At 38.0% G+C, this 14,391-nt stretch carries 18 protein-coding genes; 3 read left to right on the top strand and 15 right to left on the bottom strand.

What is annotated here, in order from left to right:
- Positions 1-147: 147 nt before the first annotated feature.
- From Q0162_RS09515 to Q0162_RS09480, 8 genes are all read right to left on the bottom strand, one after another.
- Entirely contained in the window at positions 148-726 is a 579-nt protein-coding gene (locus Q0162_RS09515) for a hypothetical protein (RefSeq protein WP_297891086.1), read from the bottom strand.
- Between the two features lie 47 nt (positions 727-773).
- Entirely contained in the window at positions 774-1,976 is a 1,203-nt protein-coding gene (locus Q0162_RS09510) for a hypothetical protein (RefSeq protein ID WP_297891085.1), read from the bottom strand.
- 74 nt (positions 1,977-2,050) lie between these two features.
- The gene (locus tag Q0162_RS09505; protein WP_297891084.1) at positions 2,051-2,275 is read right to left on the bottom strand and encodes a hypothetical protein; all 225 of its coding nucleotides are present in this window, start codon (positions 2,273-2,275) and stop codon (positions 2,051-2,053) included.
- Positions 2,276-2,381: 106 nt separating this feature from the next.
- The gene (locus Q0162_RS09500) at positions 2,382-2,630 is read right to left on the bottom strand and encodes a hypothetical protein (RefSeq protein ID WP_297891083.1); all 249 of its coding nucleotides are present in this window, start codon (positions 2,628-2,630) and stop codon (positions 2,382-2,384) included.
- A 231-nt stretch (positions 2,631-2,861) separates the two neighbouring features.
- A complete protein-coding gene (locus Q0162_RS09495) occupies positions 2,862-3,140 on the bottom strand; it encodes a hypothetical protein (RefSeq protein WP_297891082.1) in 279 nt (92 codons plus the stop codon).
- Between the two features lie 45 nt (positions 3,141-3,185).
- Positions 3,186-4,403, bottom strand: a complete 1,218-nt coding sequence (locus tag Q0162_RS09490; RefSeq protein WP_297891081.1) for a hypothetical protein — start codon at positions 4,401-4,403, stop codon at positions 3,186-3,188.
- A gap of 74 nt (positions 4,404-4,477) precedes the next feature.
- Positions 4,478-4,777, bottom strand: a complete 300-nt coding sequence (locus Q0162_RS09485) for a hypothetical protein (RefSeq protein WP_297891080.1) — start codon at positions 4,775-4,777, stop codon at positions 4,478-4,480.
- A 69-nt stretch (positions 4,778-4,846) separates the two neighbouring features.
- Entirely contained in the window at positions 4,847-5,218 is a 372-nt protein-coding gene (locus tag Q0162_RS09480; RefSeq protein ID WP_297891079.1) for a DUF2493 domain-containing protein, read from the bottom strand.
- Positions 5,219-5,313: 95 nt separating this feature from the next.
- Here Q0162_RS09480 and Q0162_RS09475 point away from each other — a divergent pair, with 95 nt between their 5' ends.
- The 3 genes from Q0162_RS09475 to dnaJ all read left to right on the top strand — a co-directional run bounded on the left by Q0162_RS09475 (position 5,314) and on the right by dnaJ (position 8,260).
- Positions 5,314-6,174 (top strand): WYL domain-containing protein, encoded by an 861-nt coding sequence (locus Q0162_RS09475; RefSeq protein ID WP_297891078.1) that lies wholly within the window; start codon positions 5,314-5,316, stop codon positions 6,172-6,174.
- 297 nt (positions 6,175-6,471) lie between these two features.
- Positions 6,472-7,131, top strand: a complete 660-nt coding sequence (locus tag Q0162_RS09470; protein ID WP_297891087.1) for a nucleotide exchange factor GrpE — start codon at positions 6,472-6,474, stop codon at positions 7,129-7,131.
- Positions 7,132-7,141: 10 nt separating this feature from the next.
- The gene (gene dnaJ / locus Q0162_RS09465) at positions 7,142-8,260 is read left to right on the top strand and encodes a molecular chaperone DnaJ (RefSeq protein WP_297891077.1); all 1,119 of its coding nucleotides are present in this window, start codon (positions 7,142-7,144) and stop codon (positions 8,258-8,260) included.
- An 82-nt stretch (positions 8,261-8,342) separates the two neighbouring features.
- On the opposite strand, the gene nagB is transcribed toward dnaJ, so the two are convergent.
- The 7 genes from nagB to Q0162_RS09430 form a co-directional block, all read right to left on the bottom strand.
- On the bottom strand, positions 8,343-10,286 hold the full coding sequence (gene nagB / locus Q0162_RS09460) for a glucosamine-6-phosphate deaminase (RefSeq protein WP_297891076.1): 1,944 nt from the start codon (positions 10,284-10,286) through the stop codon (positions 8,343-8,345).
- Between the two features lie 296 nt (positions 10,287-10,582).
- A complete protein-coding gene (locus tag Q0162_RS09455; protein WP_297891075.1) occupies positions 10,583-11,269 on the bottom strand; it encodes a TIGR00730 family Rossman fold protein in 687 nt (228 codons plus the stop codon).
- 6 nt (positions 11,270-11,275) lie between these two features.
- Entirely contained in the window at positions 11,276-11,614 is a 339-nt protein-coding gene (locus tag Q0162_RS09450) for a hypothetical protein (RefSeq protein WP_297891074.1), read from the bottom strand.
- A 182-nt stretch (positions 11,615-11,796) separates the two neighbouring features.
- Entirely contained in the window at positions 11,797-12,960 is a 1,164-nt protein-coding gene (locus tag Q0162_RS09445; protein ID WP_002682152.1) for a VWA domain-containing protein, read from the bottom strand.
- On the bottom strand, positions 12,960-13,694 hold the full coding sequence (locus tag Q0162_RS09440; protein WP_297891073.1) for a porin family protein: 735 nt from the start codon (positions 13,692-13,694) through the stop codon (positions 12,960-12,962). The genes Q0162_RS09445 and Q0162_RS09440 overlap by 1 nt, the downstream gene beginning before the upstream one ends.
- Complete coding sequence (locus Q0162_RS09435) at positions 13,691-14,071, bottom strand: toxin (protein WP_297891072.1); 381 nt, start codon at positions 14,069-14,071, stop codon at positions 13,691-13,693. The genes Q0162_RS09440 and Q0162_RS09435 overlap by 4 nt, the downstream gene beginning before the upstream one ends.
- Positions 14,061-14,315, bottom strand: coding sequence for a hypothetical protein (locus Q0162_RS09430; protein WP_297891071.1), 255 nt, complete (start codon positions 14,313-14,315; stop codon positions 14,061-14,063). Before Q0162_RS09430 ends, Q0162_RS09435 begins: the two co-directional genes overlap by 11 nt.
- Positions 14,316-14,391: the final 76 nt, after the last annotated feature.

The following is a 14,391-nucleotide window of genomic DNA, read 5'->3' as shown; positions in this document are numbered from 1 at the left end:
TCGCCGCCTTCTTATAAAGAGCAATTCTGATAAAGAGTTGCTCTTTTTTTATTATGAATTATGATGAATTGAACAAATAGAAAAGATAATAAGTAAAAACTCCCCAAGGCATTATGCGTTGGGGAGTTTTTTGTTTTGTAGGAAGTCTTATTGTTTTTCTTCTAAGATAAAGAAGTGATAAGTGGTTTCAAAAGGATTTTCTACGGTGATTTCAAAAAAATAGGCTTGAGAATCAGCAGTATTCTTAAACTTTTCTTGAAGATTTTCTTTCCAGATGTTATCCTCTGATGATAGCTTTGAAAACTTAGTTTTTTTACTAAGCCAAATTTTTTCAAATTCTTTTCTTTTATTAGCATTACTGTCGCAAACAATGAGTATAAATCCATTACTTTTTCTATTCTTAAAGTGTTTCTGAATAGATTCTTGGTACTCTGAAAAACCTCCTTTATCTTTTGGGAAGTGATATTTAAACTCTATTTTAAAAGGAGTTTCTGTGTTATTCTTATCTATTAATGATAAATCTACACGAGTTTTAGCAATGCGAGGGTACTCGGCAATTGCTCTTTTTCCTTGCTCTTTGTGTTTTTGGTTGAAGAGTTCAACAAGCAAGTTTCTAATGTGAATTTCTTGTTTTAGGTTAAAGAAATTGTCATTGAGTTCATTTAGTTTATTTTTGAACTCATCTGATTCAATGATCTCTAATAGCTGTTTAAACATTTTGCTCATATTATTATTGTTTTAGTTATTACTTTATGTTTGATTGTGCAAATATACTAATTTTCTACGATAGTACACTCTTTTCTTATGATATATTCAGGTTTGCCGTATTTGTAAAAAACAGTTTCCCATTCTCCATTATTGAGGTAGGTGCGCACAAACTTTATCTCCTCAATATCATTTAGATTATACATAACGAAAAAAGAAAAATTTTCGTTTGCCCAAATTTCACCATAGTGCTTTAAAAAACAATCTCTATAAATAGGTTCTTTAGCATATTCAATATCTTTGCAAACAATAACTTCTTTTCCAATATACTTATTTATATAAGTACGTTTTACTTTGTCCTCAAAATAGTGGTAGTTAGTGGTAGTTATTAACTCAAAATCTCGGTAAGGTTTCTCTTCAAAGAAGCACCTTTGAATAAATCTTCCTTGTTCATTGAAGAAAAGTACTTCTTTGTCACCATAATAGTAATCTAGAATTTCCTGTTTGGTGAGTATGTCTTTTTCATAGGAATTGATAAATACTTTTCGGTAGTCTTCATATACTTTACCATCATAAGACATATTGTATTGTACTTTATTTCCTTTTTCGTCGTACAAGAATGATTCTTCAGTACTTAAACCTTTTACGCCTATTAACTCTTTTTTTTGGTTGTAGTTGTATTCATATTTTTGAGTGATTTCATCATTTTTTAGGATAGCTATCATATCACCTTTTTCATCATATAACCACTCTTGGGTTTTGCTTGAAGGGAGAGGATCAATCACTTTACTAAGGAGTTTATTTTCGTTGTACAAAAATTTTCTAGTACAAGGTATTTCTCCTGAGATTGTAGCCGTCCACTCAATGATTTGATCGTTTTCATTGTACTTAAAAGTAATGAGGATGTTGTCTATTTCATAGCTTGTTATGAAACCTTTATCGTTGTAAGTTGTTGTAAAGTATTTATTATTATGAGAATAATCAAAAATATCAAAAAAGTTTTCTATTTCTGGTTTATCATTAAAAGAATCTATATTATATAAAGTTACTGCCATTCCGCGAAATTCGCTAATAAGTGTTTGGATAGTTTCAGGAATAAAAAGTTCATAATCTTTAAATGCTCCTAAGCGCACAGTGTTGTTCTCATCTTCTACTGCCTCGTATTCTTTGTAAGTAGTTTGCACTTTTTTGTTGGCAAAGAAAGTATTAGGCTCCATTATAGGAATATAAGGTGAATCAGGACGTTTTAAGCCGTTATTTTTTATTTTCATTGTTGTTTATTTTTTTAGTTTTACAAATATTGGGTAAGAGGAGGTTCCCTTTAAAAGCAACCTCCTCAGTTGTTTTAACTGCGTTTTATCCAAGATAAACCTCCATTTTTTGAACAGTACAAACCTTTATCAGTTTGTGCTAAGATTTCATTACCGGAGACTGTTAAATCTTTAAAGATATAACTGCCAGTGTAGCGACCAATCCAAGAAATTCTATTATTCTTAGAAGCCTCGATTTTCTTTGCATTTTTTGGACAAATGCGAACCACTTCGTTTTTAAATGTAACTATTAAACTCATAATTATTATAGTTTTTAGTGAGTGCCTACTCTATATGGTTTTCGGCTTCCCCAGTATTTCTTTATTTTTAGGCAAAGTTATCAACAGAAAGAGATATAACTCGTTGTTATAAAAACTTTTTAGCCTCAGCAGCAATAGCAGGAATAAGCTCTTTAGAGAAGCTATTGCTTAATTGTCGAGTATAGATAAGAATACGTTTGTTATCCTTACTAAAGTGTAAGAAATAACGGTCTCTTCCTACTTTTATTTCTTTTTGGAAAACGATATCAAAAGTTTGTTCTAAATTAATGTGGTAACAGCTTGGATAATTACCAGCTGCAACAATTATAATAGGGAACTCTTTGAAAAAAGACATTGCAAAGAGAGGTTTACGCTCTTCTATAGACTGTTTTCTAAGGGCTTCTATATCCTCATTTTTGTAGCTTTCTTTAGTAGGGTAGTCGCTGAACTCGGTGATGAAAAACTCCTTTAGAAAGTTGATTTTCTCAAGTTTTTCTCCCTGTAAAAATAGCTATTCGTAGAGCTTTTCGTAGTTTAAATAGGTACAACTAGTTCCTCCTTTTTTGCTTTTATCCCAACTATTATATTAATTGCCGTAAGCATATAAGGGATGTTCGTGAGAGATGAGGCGTTGACTATCGTAGTTAGGTACTTCATTAGTAGAAAGTATGCGCTCCCATTGAGATACATTACTTTGGAAGAGCTCTTCTTTCTTCTTTTCTAAATTCTCGGTAGTCTCTTCTTGGGGAATGTGTGCAGCTTCTTTGCCGATTATCAAAACTTTACCATTAGGGTTGCCATACCCTACAAATAGATTATTGGCTTTATAGTAGGCTACTGCCTCTTTAAAATGCTGTGTATACATATAATTTAAGTTTTTAATATTATATTCTTTTTCTGTGTAAAAGCATTAATTTTCGACTACACTGCACTCTTTTCTAACGATATAGATCGGTTTCCCATTATGATAGAAAATAGTTTCCCATTCTCCATTAGGAGAGTAGTTGCGTACAAACTTTTCTTTCTCGTTATCGTCTAGGTTATTTATAGCTAAAGAAGAAAAATTTTCGTTGTGCCAAATATTACTATAATTAGAAAAATGATTTTTATAAAGAGGTTCTTCAGTGCACTTAATATCTTTACAAATAATAACTTCTTTCGCATCATACTTATTTATGTAAGTGCATTTTACCTTATCTTCAAAATATTGGTAGTTAATACTTTCTTTTAATTCAAACCCTCGGTAATATTTGATTTCAAAGTACTGTTTTTCAATTACATTTCCTTGTTCGTCAAAGAATAAAAACTCCTTCTCTCCATTCTCGTAGTACAAAATTTCTTGTTTGGCAAGACGCCCATTTTTGTACGAATTGATAAATACTTTTCGCTCGTTTTCTCTTTCGTTTTTTTCATTTTCTTCGCTGAAAGAACAAAATAGTGTTTTATTGCCTCTCTCGTCATATAGGAACAAATCTTCCCACATAAATCTCTCATTTCGATAACGTTTTAAGCTTACTAATTCACCTTTTGAGTTGTACTTATATTTATACTCTTCAGGATTTTCCCCATTTTCTATAACGACTACCATATCGCCTTTTTCGTCATATAAATACTCTTTAAAAATACCTGTAGGGATCTTTTCTGTAATTTTATAGAGCAAACCTTTTTCATTGTACAAAAAACTGTATGTACAAGGTATTTGATCCGAAATAGTAGCAGTCCATTCGGTGAGTTGTTGCTGTTCATTATATTTAAAAACAAATACAAAATCGTCTACTTCGTAACTCGTTACTAACCCCTGTTCGTTGTAAGTAGTTACAAAGCATTCACAACCACTGAAAAATAATATGTTATGCCACAATGTTTTGGTCGTTTCATCAAGGGATTTTTTCGTTCTAAAATCTCTTGCCATATCATCATATTCCTTGATAAGGTTTATGATATCCTCAGGAATAACAGCCACATTTTTTTTAAATTTGCCTAAGCCAATGTTGTTGTTGTCTATGAGTACCTCGTACTCTTTGTAGGACGTTTTTACTTTTTTGCCTGCAAAGAAAAGATTGGGTTCTACCTTAGGAATATAAGGACTTCTAGGATAATTTTCTAAACCGTTATTTTGTATTTTCATTGTTGTTAAATCTTTTTTAGAAGGAGTAACAAGCCTAAGTTTATTATAGGCTTGCACTCCTTGTGAAATGTAAATTAAATGCTTCTTATCTTTCCACCATTTTGGTTTCTCAGTTCCATATCTCCGTTTTTTAAGGTGATGAGTATGTCTGAATTGTAGAAAATAGCTTTTACAGCATTACTTTCTACAACTGTAGATTTACGTCCTCCAGAATCGTTGCAAAGATCTGTTCTACCATTGCTGTAGGTGATTAAAACAGATTTTTCATCATCGCTGAGAGCAGCGTCAATTACATTGCTTTGCGCAATCGTTCTGATACGACCTCCTGAATCACTGAGAAGATCTAATCTTCCATTTACAATTTTTAAAATCATATTATTATAGTTTTTAGTGAGTGCCTACTCTATATGGTTTTCGGCTTCCCCAATGTTTTAAGGTAAGAGTTAAGAGGTAAAAAAGCTTTGTTTGTACTTGATGATATGTAGCTCTTTTTCAAGTTTTTTGGCTTTTTTAATGCTGTCGTTAGTGCCTTTTGACTGTCCGTCCCAGAAGGCAAAAACCACTTCGGAATTTTCGATGATTTGAGTGTTGCGCACAAGGGTCGCTCCACGCCCATACTTTTGATAGTCGGGTTTGAAAACGAGGAGAGGAATACCCATCTCGGCAGCAAATTGTGCGGCAAGGGTGTCGGCTCCTTTAGCACCACCCGATACGATGTTTTCGGGTTTTTCGTGCGTATTGATATACGCTAAAATACTTTCTTTCAGTAGGGTGTAATCGCTAAAATCACGTCCCCCAACAATGGCTATATTCATATAAATCGTTATTTGTTGGGGCAAAAGTCGATAGCAAGAGCGACAAAAACTGTCGCTCGAAGAAAAAAGTTCGTATATTTGCAAAAAATAATGAGATGAAGAAGTTTTTAAGACACCGTTTTATCGTGGAACGCCTGCGTATGAAGCCTCATTCGTATGAAGATTTGATAAAAGCTTTACAAAAAAGTGAGGAATATTGCGATGTTGAGGCGTTTACTGATCGTACTTTTCTGCGTGATAAGCAAGAAATTGAGAAAATCTACCACATAAAAATTGAGTATAATAACACTCTTAAAGCGTACGAAATCACAGAAGATAACGACCTCTATACTCAAAATCTATTAGAAGCGTTTGATGTGTTTAGAGCTTTGCAGAATTATGGCAATCTTTCCGAGGTGATTCAGTTTGAAAAGCGATTGCCTGCGGGTACGGAATATCTGTCGCCGCTGCTTAGGGCTATCAAAGAAAAGCGACAGGTAGCGTTGCATTACTATAAGTTTTGGGATAAAAACAAACAGCCAGTGGTGCGCACGTTAGAGCCCTATTTGCTAAAAGAAGCGCAAAGACGCTGGTATGTGCTGGCGTGGGATGTGGAGAAGGAAGCGTTGCGGGTGTTTGGTTTGGATAGAATTAAGCACTTAGACGATGAGCGGGGGGTGAAGTTTCAGCATCCTGTACCGGAGGAGGTAGAGCATTTTTTTGACGATAGTTTTGGGGCGTGGGTAGACAACGAGCGTACGCAAGCTGAAGAGGTGGTGCTCGCCTTTAAAAAGTTACCTACCGACTCGCCTTTTGTACCTAACCCCGCTGAATACCTCAAAGCGATGCCTTTACACTCTTCGCAAGAGGTGATGAGTGAAACTGAAGATGAAATTGTGCTCAAACTGCACTTGAAAATTACTCCTGATTTTGTGAAAGAAGTACAATCGTACGGCAGTAGGATAGAGTGGAGGTAAGCAATTGTACGAGTGGCTCAAACTGCCAAAATGGCACTGTTTTTGTAAATGGCAAATTGTTTGCTATCAAAATACGAAATAAACCTAATAAGAATCATTATGAGTACTGAAGATATTAACAAAGACAATTTTGAATTTGAACAAGACCCTGTGGATTACACTCCTGAAGAGGATATGTACGAAACAGTGGAAATTCCTGAAGATGAGAACTTCGATGACTTCAATGAGGACGAAATGCCTTTTGATTTAGATGACGACGACTCTTTTGAAGAAGAAGAACCTGAAGCAGAGGAAGAATTGGAAGAGCCTGAAACAGAAGAAGACTCCGAAGAAGAGGATTCTGAAGAAGAGGATTCTGAAGAGCCTTTTGAGGATGAAGACTTTGAAGCGTTTGAAGAAGAGCCTGAAACAGAGGAAGAAACCCCGATGGAACAACCTCCATTAGAAGATGAACCTGCTCATACTTCAGAACCTACTGAGGAAGAGCAGATTATGTATAAAGACCCCAACGAACCTGAAAAAACGGATGAGTATTTCAACAAGGAAAGAGACCGCTATTTGCGTCTGTTTGCCGAGTTTGATAACTACCGCCGTAGAACTATTAAAGAACGTGAAGAATTAATAGCTACTGCTGGAAAGGACATTTTGTCAGCTATGTTGCCTATAGTAGATGATTTTGACCGTGCTTTGGTGGAACTCTCTAAAACAGCAGATGAGAATACACTTGAAGGGGTGAAACTCATCTATAACAAACTTATAAACACGCTAAAATCTAAAGGTTTAGAGCGTATGGACGTTGCTCCTAACGATGTGTTCGACAGTGAAATTCACGATGCAATTACACTCATTCCTGCTCCATCGCCTGAATATAAAGGTAGAATAGTGGATGTAGTGCAAGCGGGCTACAAATTAGGTGATAAAGTGATACGTTTTCCTAAAGTAGTGGTAGCACAATAAGAAGTTTAAAATGAAAAGAGATTACTACGAAATATTAGAAATACAGAAAACAGCTACGGCTGCCGAAATAAAAAAAGCATACCGCAAACAAGCATTAAAATACCACCCCGACAAAAATCCTGGGGATAAAGAAGCTGAAGAGAATTTTAAATTAGCTGCTGAAGCCTACGAGGTGCTCAGCGATGAGAACAAACGGGCTCAGTACGACCGCTTTGGTCACGCTGCCTTTGAAGGCGGTATGGGGGGCGGTGGTTTCTCAATGGACGATATATTCAGTCAGTTTGGCGATATATTTGGTGGTCATTTTTCGGGTGGCTTTAGTGGTTTTGGCGGTTTTGGTGGCGGCAGTCAGCAGGTATATGTGAAAGGAGAAAACTTGCGTATACGTGTGAAAGTTACCTTGGAAGATGTTGTAAAAGGTACTGAAAAGAAAATAAAAGTACGCCGCAAAGTAAAAGCTGAAGATACAACTTATAAAACTTGCCCAACGTGTAATGGTCGCGGACAAGTGGTACGACAAGTGAACACAATGCTTGGTATGATGCAAACTGCCTCTACTTGTTCGGCTTGTGGTGGTGCTGGTGAAGTGATTGATAAACGCGGTGCCGATACCGATGCCCAAGGATTGAAAACTATTGAAGAGACTATCTCTATCAATATTCCTGCGGGTGTAATGGATGGCATTCAGCTGAATATGAATGGAAAGGGTAATGAAGCTCCTGTGAAGAACAGTGTAGCTGGTGACCTTTTGATTCTTATTGAAGAACAAGAACACGAAACTCTCAAACGCGAAGGCGATAATTTGCATTACGATTTGTATATCAGTTTCCCTGAAGCTGTTTTAGGAGCTACTAAGGAAATAGATACAGTAACGGGCAAAGTGCGCATCAAATTAGAAGAAGGCATACAATCGGGCAAGATATTGCGCTTGCGTGGCAAAGGTATTCCTAGCTTGCAAGGACGCGCAACGGGTGATTTGATTGTTCACGTGAATGTATGGACTCCTAAACACTTAAACGAGGAGCAAAAGGCTTTCTTTAAAAAGATGCAGGAGGATGAGAATTTCGCTCCTAAACCCGATAAGCACGATAAGTCGTTCTTTGAAAAAGTAAAAGAAATGTTTTCATAGGTTATAGATTTTGTTAAATCTAAAAAGGGACTACCTTACGCAGGTAGTCCCTTTTTATTTTGTATTTTAAGGCGTATCCTTCTTAGAAGAAGTAACGTTTGAAAGCCTCGATAGCGGCATAGTCGGCGAAGCCTAAATTGCGGTAACGACGAGCGGTTTCGCTGTTACGAGCTTCGGCGCGTTGCCAGAATTCACGCAAGTCGTCTCCTTGGAACATAGCACCATCTTTTTGAGATTGGTGGAAGAAGATGGCTTGACGTTTTTTGAGCACTTGTGCTGGACTCATAGGGACTGCCATTTCGATTTCGTGGATGTCCCATTCGTGCCAAGCTCCGCGGTATAACCATACCCAGCAGTCTTTCATATAATCTTTGTGTTTTAAGTTCTTCAAAGCAGCAAAGATAGCATCGAGACATACTTTGTGAGTTCCGTGAGGATCAGCGAGGTCACCCGCAGCATAGATTTGGTGAGGTTTTACTTCTTCAATCAAATCCATAATGATTTTGATATCGGCTTCGCCTATAGGGTTCTTTTTCACACCTCCTGTTTCATAGAAAGGCAAGTTGAGGAAGTGTACTTGGTTATCGGGCACTCCTTCATAACGTGTAGCAGCCAATGATTCGTGGCGACGGATGTTACCTTTGAGTTGGCGTACGAGAAGGCTATCGATTTCGTTGGATTTTTTATTGGTGATGTTGCTAATAATCTCGTTGATTACAGCTACTTCAGTTTTGTTTTCTTTGGCTATATCTTTGAATACTTCGGCGAATTTAAGCGCTTCGTGGTCGGATACGGCAAAGTTACCGGAAGTTTGGTAAGCTACGTGTACTTCGTGACCTTGAGAAACTAATCGGTCGAAAGTACCTCCCATAGAAATTACATCGTCATCGGGGTGAGGGCTGAAGATAATTACGCGTTTTTTGTGAGGATGTTCGCGTTCAGGGCGGTTGGTATCATCGGCATTAGGTTTACCACCTGGCCATCCTGTGATGGTGTGTTGCAAGCGGTTGAACATAGCGATGTTCAAATCGTAAGCAGGACCTGATTCTGCCAAGAGTTTGGACATACCGTACTCGTTGTAATCGGAATCTGTGAGTTTGAGGATTGTTTTACCCAAGTGTTCGCAAAGCCAAACAATAGCTTTTGCTTTGAGGTCTTCGTTCCATTGTACATCGGTAACGAGCCAAGGGGTTTTGATACGAGTGAGATCGGCGGCTGCTTCTTCGTCTAATACAAAAGTAGTGTTTTCGTGGAGTTGGAGGTAGCTTGAAGGTACTTCGGCAGTGATATCGCCTTCTACGGCTTTGGCTACGATAGAGGCTTTGCCGCTACCCCAAGCGAGCAATACGATGCGGTGAGCTTTTAACACGGTGCGGATACCCATTGTAATGGCTTGACGAGGCACATTGTCGATACCGTGGAAGGTTTCGGCAGCATCGGAGCGGGTGATGTGGTCGAGAGTGATGATGCGGGTACCAGAATTGCGGTTAGAACCAGGTTCGTTGAAGCCGATGTGACCGGTACGACCGATACCGAGGAGTTGGAAATCAAGTCCGCCGCAATCTTGGATTTTTTTGTCGTAATTAGCGCAGTAGGCTTCTAATTCGTCGTGAGATACGGTACCATCGGGGATATTGATATTTTCTTTAGGGATATCAATATGGTTGAAGAGGTGCTCGTGCATAAAGTACCAATAACTTTGTATATCCTGTTTTTCCATTGGATAATACTCGTCTAAGTTGAAGGTAATTACGTTTTTGAAGCTAAGACCTTCTTCTTTGTGCATACGCACGAGTTCGTCGTAGACTTTTACAGGGGAGGAGCCGGTGGCTAAGCCTAATACGCATTTTTTGCCTTCGGCTTGTTTTTTTTTGATAAGGTCGGCGATTTCGTGTGCGACACTAATTGAAGCGGTTACGGAGTTCGAGAAAACGATGTTGTGGATTTTCTCGAAGCGAGTTTCCTCAACAGAGCCAGCAGGCTGATGAGTGATTGATGAAACTTCTTTTCTGATATGTGTTCTCATTTTTTATTGATAAATGATGTTATAATAAATAATTAGTTTTGACCCCGCAAAGGTATATCTTTTTTGTGATTTATACAAAAAAAATTAACATTTTATTTTAATTCTTTTTATGGTTAAAAGGCGGAAGTTTTTATATACGCTTTTTAAATAACTTGATAAAAATAAAAAAATTTGGTAATAAACGGAAAAGTGAAGAATGATTGAATATTATAATCAACTTTGGCAAAGTGTGAAACTTTGCCAAAGTGTAGCGGCGCAAAAGTGATTTTGAGACTTTTTGGATAGCGCTAGTGTTTTTAGAAATTTGGTTTTAATTGATGTTTGTTGAAATAGAAGTCTTCGATAACTTTGAGGACTTCTTCTTCGGTGTCTACCAAATGAAATAAATCCAAGTCTTCAGGGCTGATATTGTTGAACTTCTCTAACAATATGGTTCTTATCCACTCTACAAGTCCGCCCCAATAATCGGTGCCTACTAAGATAATAGGAATTTTGTCGATTTTATGAGTTTGCACGAGGGTGAGTGTTTCAAAAAGTTCGTCGAGGGTGCCGAAACCGCCTGGCATAGCGATGAAGGCTTTGGAGTATTTTACGAACATTACTTTGCGTGCAAAGAAATAGTTGAATTTGATGTTCTTGTCGTGGTCGATATAAGGGTTGTTGGTTTGCTCGAAGGGGAGGTCGATGTTGAGTCCGGCAGATACGCCTTTGTTGAGGTGTGCGCCTTTGTTACCGGCTTCCATAATGCCGGGTCCTCCGCCAGTGATGATGCCAAAGCCTTCGTCGACTATTTTTTGGGCGATGCGTACGGTGAGTTCGTAGTAAGGATTTTCGGGCTTGATACGCGCTGATCCAAAGATACATACGCAGGGACCTATGGAGCTCATCTGCTCGTAGCCGTGTACAAATTCGCCCATTATTTTAAAAATAGACCAAGAGTCGTGTGTTTTAGTTTCGTTCCAAACTTTAGAATGTTTTTTCATGATTAACTATCTGTTATTTAGTGAATTAATATAGTCATACTCTACTTCTATAACTCCTTTGAGCTTAGAAAAATGAGCTTTGGCTTTTCTGATATCAATGTTGTCAGGTATTTTTATAGCGATTCCTTTTATGATTTTGTACTCATATAGTACTTCAGCCTTATATTCATTAACTTCTTTTTTTAAAGCCTCTAATACAGTTTCGTCTTTATAACTAATAATGAGGTTGTGAGTTATATTTTTAGGCATCTCTTCAGTTATAGCGTTAGATGTTGTTTTTTTAAAATTAAGGCAAGAAAGCGTGAGAAAGCCTATTGCTATTATCCAAAAAAATCTTTTTTTCATTTTTATTATTAAATTAATTAGTTAAACATTTGTCAATCAAGTTATTTTTTAAGTTTCGCACAGATTTACACCAATTTTTGTCAGACGGCAAAGAAGAGAAAAGTGAAAAATCTGAGTTTTTGGAGGGTCTCGGAGAGGAGCTGTGGAAAATTAACAAATTTGGACATTAGAGAATTAGCAAATTAGTTTATAGATTCATTATTTTTACTTTCAAATTTTTTAAGGTCGTTGCCTTTGAGGGCATTTTCGACGAGCTCGGGGAGACGATCGGGGGTGCAGGCAAAGCAGGCAATGCCGAGTTTGCTGATTTCCTTGCCGAGTTTTTCGTCGTAATCGGGACGACCGCTATCGGAAAGGGCTAAGAGTACCAATACTTTTACACCGTCCTGATGCATCTCGTTTAGACGACGTAGTAGTCCGGAGCGTACGCCTCCCTCATAGAGGTCGGATATGAGGATGAACATCGTTTTGCGGGGGTTCTCGATGAGTGTTTGGCAATATGCCACAGACTTATTGATGTCGGTTCCTCCTCCCAATTGCACGCCAAAGAGCATATCGACGGGGTCTTGACGGCAGGCTTCGGTGAGGTCGGTTATTTCGGTGTCGAACACTACTACGTGAGTGTCGAGGGCGGGCATACTTGCAAAGATAGAACCCATTACCGATGAGTAGATAATGGAATCGCACATAGACCCACTTTGGTCGATGTCGAGGATTACCGTCCAGTTTTTTTGTTTTTGAGTGCGCTCAAAGAAATAGAATTTTTCGGGTATGATGCGCTTGGTGGCGGTATCGTAGTTTTTGAGGTTGCGCTGAATGGTTCGTTTCCAGTCGGTTGATGAGAAATTGGCGATGGGGGTATGTGCTTTTTTGTTGAGAGCGCCCGTAACGGCGCGGCGGAGGTCTTGCTCCATACGTTTCATTATCTCATTGACGACTTCTTTGACTAACTCGCGGGCGGTGTCTTTGGATTTGGCAGGAATCTGGTCTTTGAGTGCCATTAGGGTGCCCACCATAGAGATGTCGGGCTTTACGTTCTTGAGGGTTTCGGGTTCAAAGAGCAGTTTGGTGAGTCCTTTGCGTTCGATAGCATCGGTTTGAATGACGCTCACTACATCGGGGGGGAAGAAGGAACGCACATCGGTGAGCCACTTGGCTAAGTTAGGAGCAGAGTTGCCCAAACCTGCCGAGCGTTTGCCGCCGCCGTTGCCATTGTTCTCGGTGTCGTCGTAGAGGGCGGCCAGGGTAGCGTCCATCAGCGATTGTTGTTCGTTAAGCGATACTTCGCCTAAAGCATTTGCATCTTGACCCAAGATGAGTCGCCAGCGTGTGATATTTTCGTCCATTAGAGTATGTAAAAGATAAGACCTATTTGTAATACATTTGAACTGAGGCTCGTACCATCAGTAGTTTTTACGTCTTTTAACAAAGGAGAAAGATTGTACTGCACGAAGAAATTCAGTGCATTATAGCCAAAAGCGGCAAAGGCTTTTACCTGAAATTTTTTAGCAATATCGGGGTTTTGGAAAGAAGTGTCGATATCGTTCGCAGTGTATAGGCTTCTGCCTCCTAAAAGATAAGAGAATCGCATACCGGCATATACTCTCCAGAACTTGTGAGATGTGGGGGTGGAAGTGCGGAAGCGGAATTCTACGGGTATCTCGATAGCGTGGGTTTTGAAGTAGTTTTTGCTGATGTTCAAATCTCGGAAGTGTTCAACGATTTCGTAGCTCACAACTCCTGATGAGGTTCTATTGGCTACCATATTGTTATACACCACATCGTAAGCATAGCCTAACCCTATGCCGAACCCAAGATTGCGTTTTTGGTTGATAGGGAGGTCGCGGATGAAACCTAAGTGGATACCGTGGGAGAGGTTGTGTTGCACAACACTGCTGGCTTTACCAGCGAGATAATCGTAGGTGAGGCCAACGTAGAATTGATCTTCTAAATAACGGTTGTCGATAGTTGTTAGCGTAGAGGTTGCGCCTTGAGAAGTAGCAATCAATCCGTCGTCACTATCTTCTTGAGCGTAAGTGAAGAGGGGGAGGAGTAAAAGAAAGATATTTAGTTTGTTCATTTTTTTTCTTTGGATTTATTAACTTCGTTTTCTCGAAATTCATTGACATAATTTTCTAAAAGAGTTATGTCAATACTTTCAAAATCAGATTTATCATAAATAGAGACAAAAAGTACTGATTTTGTATCATTTTCTTCTTTAATACTGATAATTATTTCGTGAGTGATAACTCTTGCTCCCCCACTTTTTCCTTTGTTTTTAGAAGAAATATTCAAACGTAACTTTTTGTATCCACCTCCTAAATTCACGCCTAAGAGGGGGTTTGTTTCTATTTCTGTTTGGAGTTTTACCAAGTCTTTGGATAGACTTTTATATTTTTTCAATAAAGCTTTAGCCTCTTTTTCAAAACTTTTTAGTACATAAAATTTATAGTCCATTGATAAAATTTTCAAAAGGGATAGCTTCTTTTTTTCCAGCACGTACATCTTCAGCTTCTTGCATTGCATCAAAGAGTTTTTTCTTAAAGGCTTTTTGCTCTTTGATTACAGTTTTCTCTGATGTAATAGTTTCTGTATTTTGTTTTTTTACTTCGAAAATTTCGACGAAATCAAGGCTTTCTATGAAGTTTAAAAAAGCATTCAATTTTGAACCTTGTGCCCTAATATTTATTATATATTCCATAGTGTTCTTGTTATTTTGAGGCAAAATTACGAATAAAAAGCAAAACTACAAAAAATAATGTAATTAGCTCATACAA

Origin of the sequence: uncultured Capnocytophaga sp. (assembly GCF_937936315.1) — a bacterium.
Lineage (GTDB): Bacteria > Bacteroidota > Bacteroidia > Flavobacteriales > Flavobacteriaceae > Capnocytophaga.
Note: the sequence above shows the minus strand (reverse complement) of the source record. Positions and strands in the feature narration are given on the sequence as shown.

What these genes read in the sequence shown, in the direction of transcription:
- Q0162_RS09515 (WP_297891086.1), bottom strand. Translation starts at nt 726, where the DNA reads ATGAGCAAAATGTTTAAACAGCTATTAGAGATCATTGAATCAGATGAG.
- Q0162_RS09510 (WP_297891085.1), bottom strand. Translation starts at nt 1,976, where the DNA reads ATGAAAATAAAAAATAACGGCTTAAAACGTCCTGATTCACCTTATATT.
- Q0162_RS09500 (WP_297891083.1), bottom strand. Translation starts at nt 2,630, where the DNA reads ATGTCTTTTTTCAAAGAGTTCCCTATTATAATTGTTGCAGCTGGTAAT.
- Q0162_RS09480 (WP_297891079.1), bottom strand. Translation starts at nt 5,218, where the DNA reads ATGAATATAGCCATTGTTGGGGGACGTGATTTTAGCGATTACACCCTA.
- Q0162_RS09505 (WP_297891084.1), bottom strand. Translation starts at nt 2,275, where the DNA reads ATGAGTTTAATAGTTACATTTAAAAACGAAGTGGTTCGCATTTGTCCA.
- Q0162_RS09435 (WP_297891072.1), bottom strand. Translation starts at nt 14,071, where the DNA reads ATGGACTATAAATTTTATGTACTAAAAAGTTTTGAAAAAGAGGCTAAA.
- Q0162_RS09475 (WP_297891078.1), top strand. Translation starts at nt 5,314, where the DNA reads ATGAAGAAGTTTTTAAGACACCGTTTTATCGTGGAACGCCTGCGTATG.
- Q0162_RS09440 (WP_297891073.1), bottom strand. Translation starts at nt 13,694, where the DNA reads ATGAACAAACTAAATATCTTTCTTTTACTCCTCCCCCTCTTCACTTAC.
- dnaJ (WP_297891077.1), top strand. Translation starts at nt 7,142, where the DNA reads ATGAAAAGAGATTACTACGAAATATTAGAAATACAGAAAACAGCTACG.
- Q0162_RS09445 (WP_002682152.1), bottom strand. Translation starts at nt 12,960, where the DNA reads ATGGACGAAAATATCACACGCTGGCGACTCATCTTGGGTCAAGATGCA.
- Q0162_RS09455 (WP_297891075.1), bottom strand. Translation starts at nt 11,269, where the DNA reads ATGAAAAAACATTCTAAAGTTTGGAACGAAACTAAAACACACGACTCT.
- Q0162_RS09485 (WP_297891080.1), bottom strand. Translation starts at nt 4,777, where the DNA reads ATGATTTTAAAAATTGTAAATGGAAGATTAGATCTTCTCAGTGATTCA.
- nagB (WP_297891076.1), bottom strand. Translation starts at nt 10,286, where the DNA reads ATGAGAACACATATCAGAAAAGAAGTTTCATCAATCACTCATCAGCCT.
- Q0162_RS09490 (WP_297891081.1), bottom strand. Translation starts at nt 4,403, where the DNA reads ATGAAAATACAAAATAACGGTTTAGAAAATTATCCTAGAAGTCCTTAT.
- Q0162_RS09495 (WP_297891082.1), bottom strand. Translation starts at nt 3,140, where the DNA reads ATGTATACACAGCATTTTAAAGAGGCAGTAGCCTACTATAAAGCCAAT.
- Q0162_RS09430 (WP_297891071.1), bottom strand. Translation starts at nt 14,315, where the DNA reads ATGGAATATATAATAAATATTAGGGCACAAGGTTCAAAATTGAATGCT.
- Q0162_RS09450 (WP_297891074.1), bottom strand. Translation starts at nt 11,614, where the DNA reads ATGAAAAAAAGATTTTTTTGGATAATAGCAATAGGCTTTCTCACGCTT.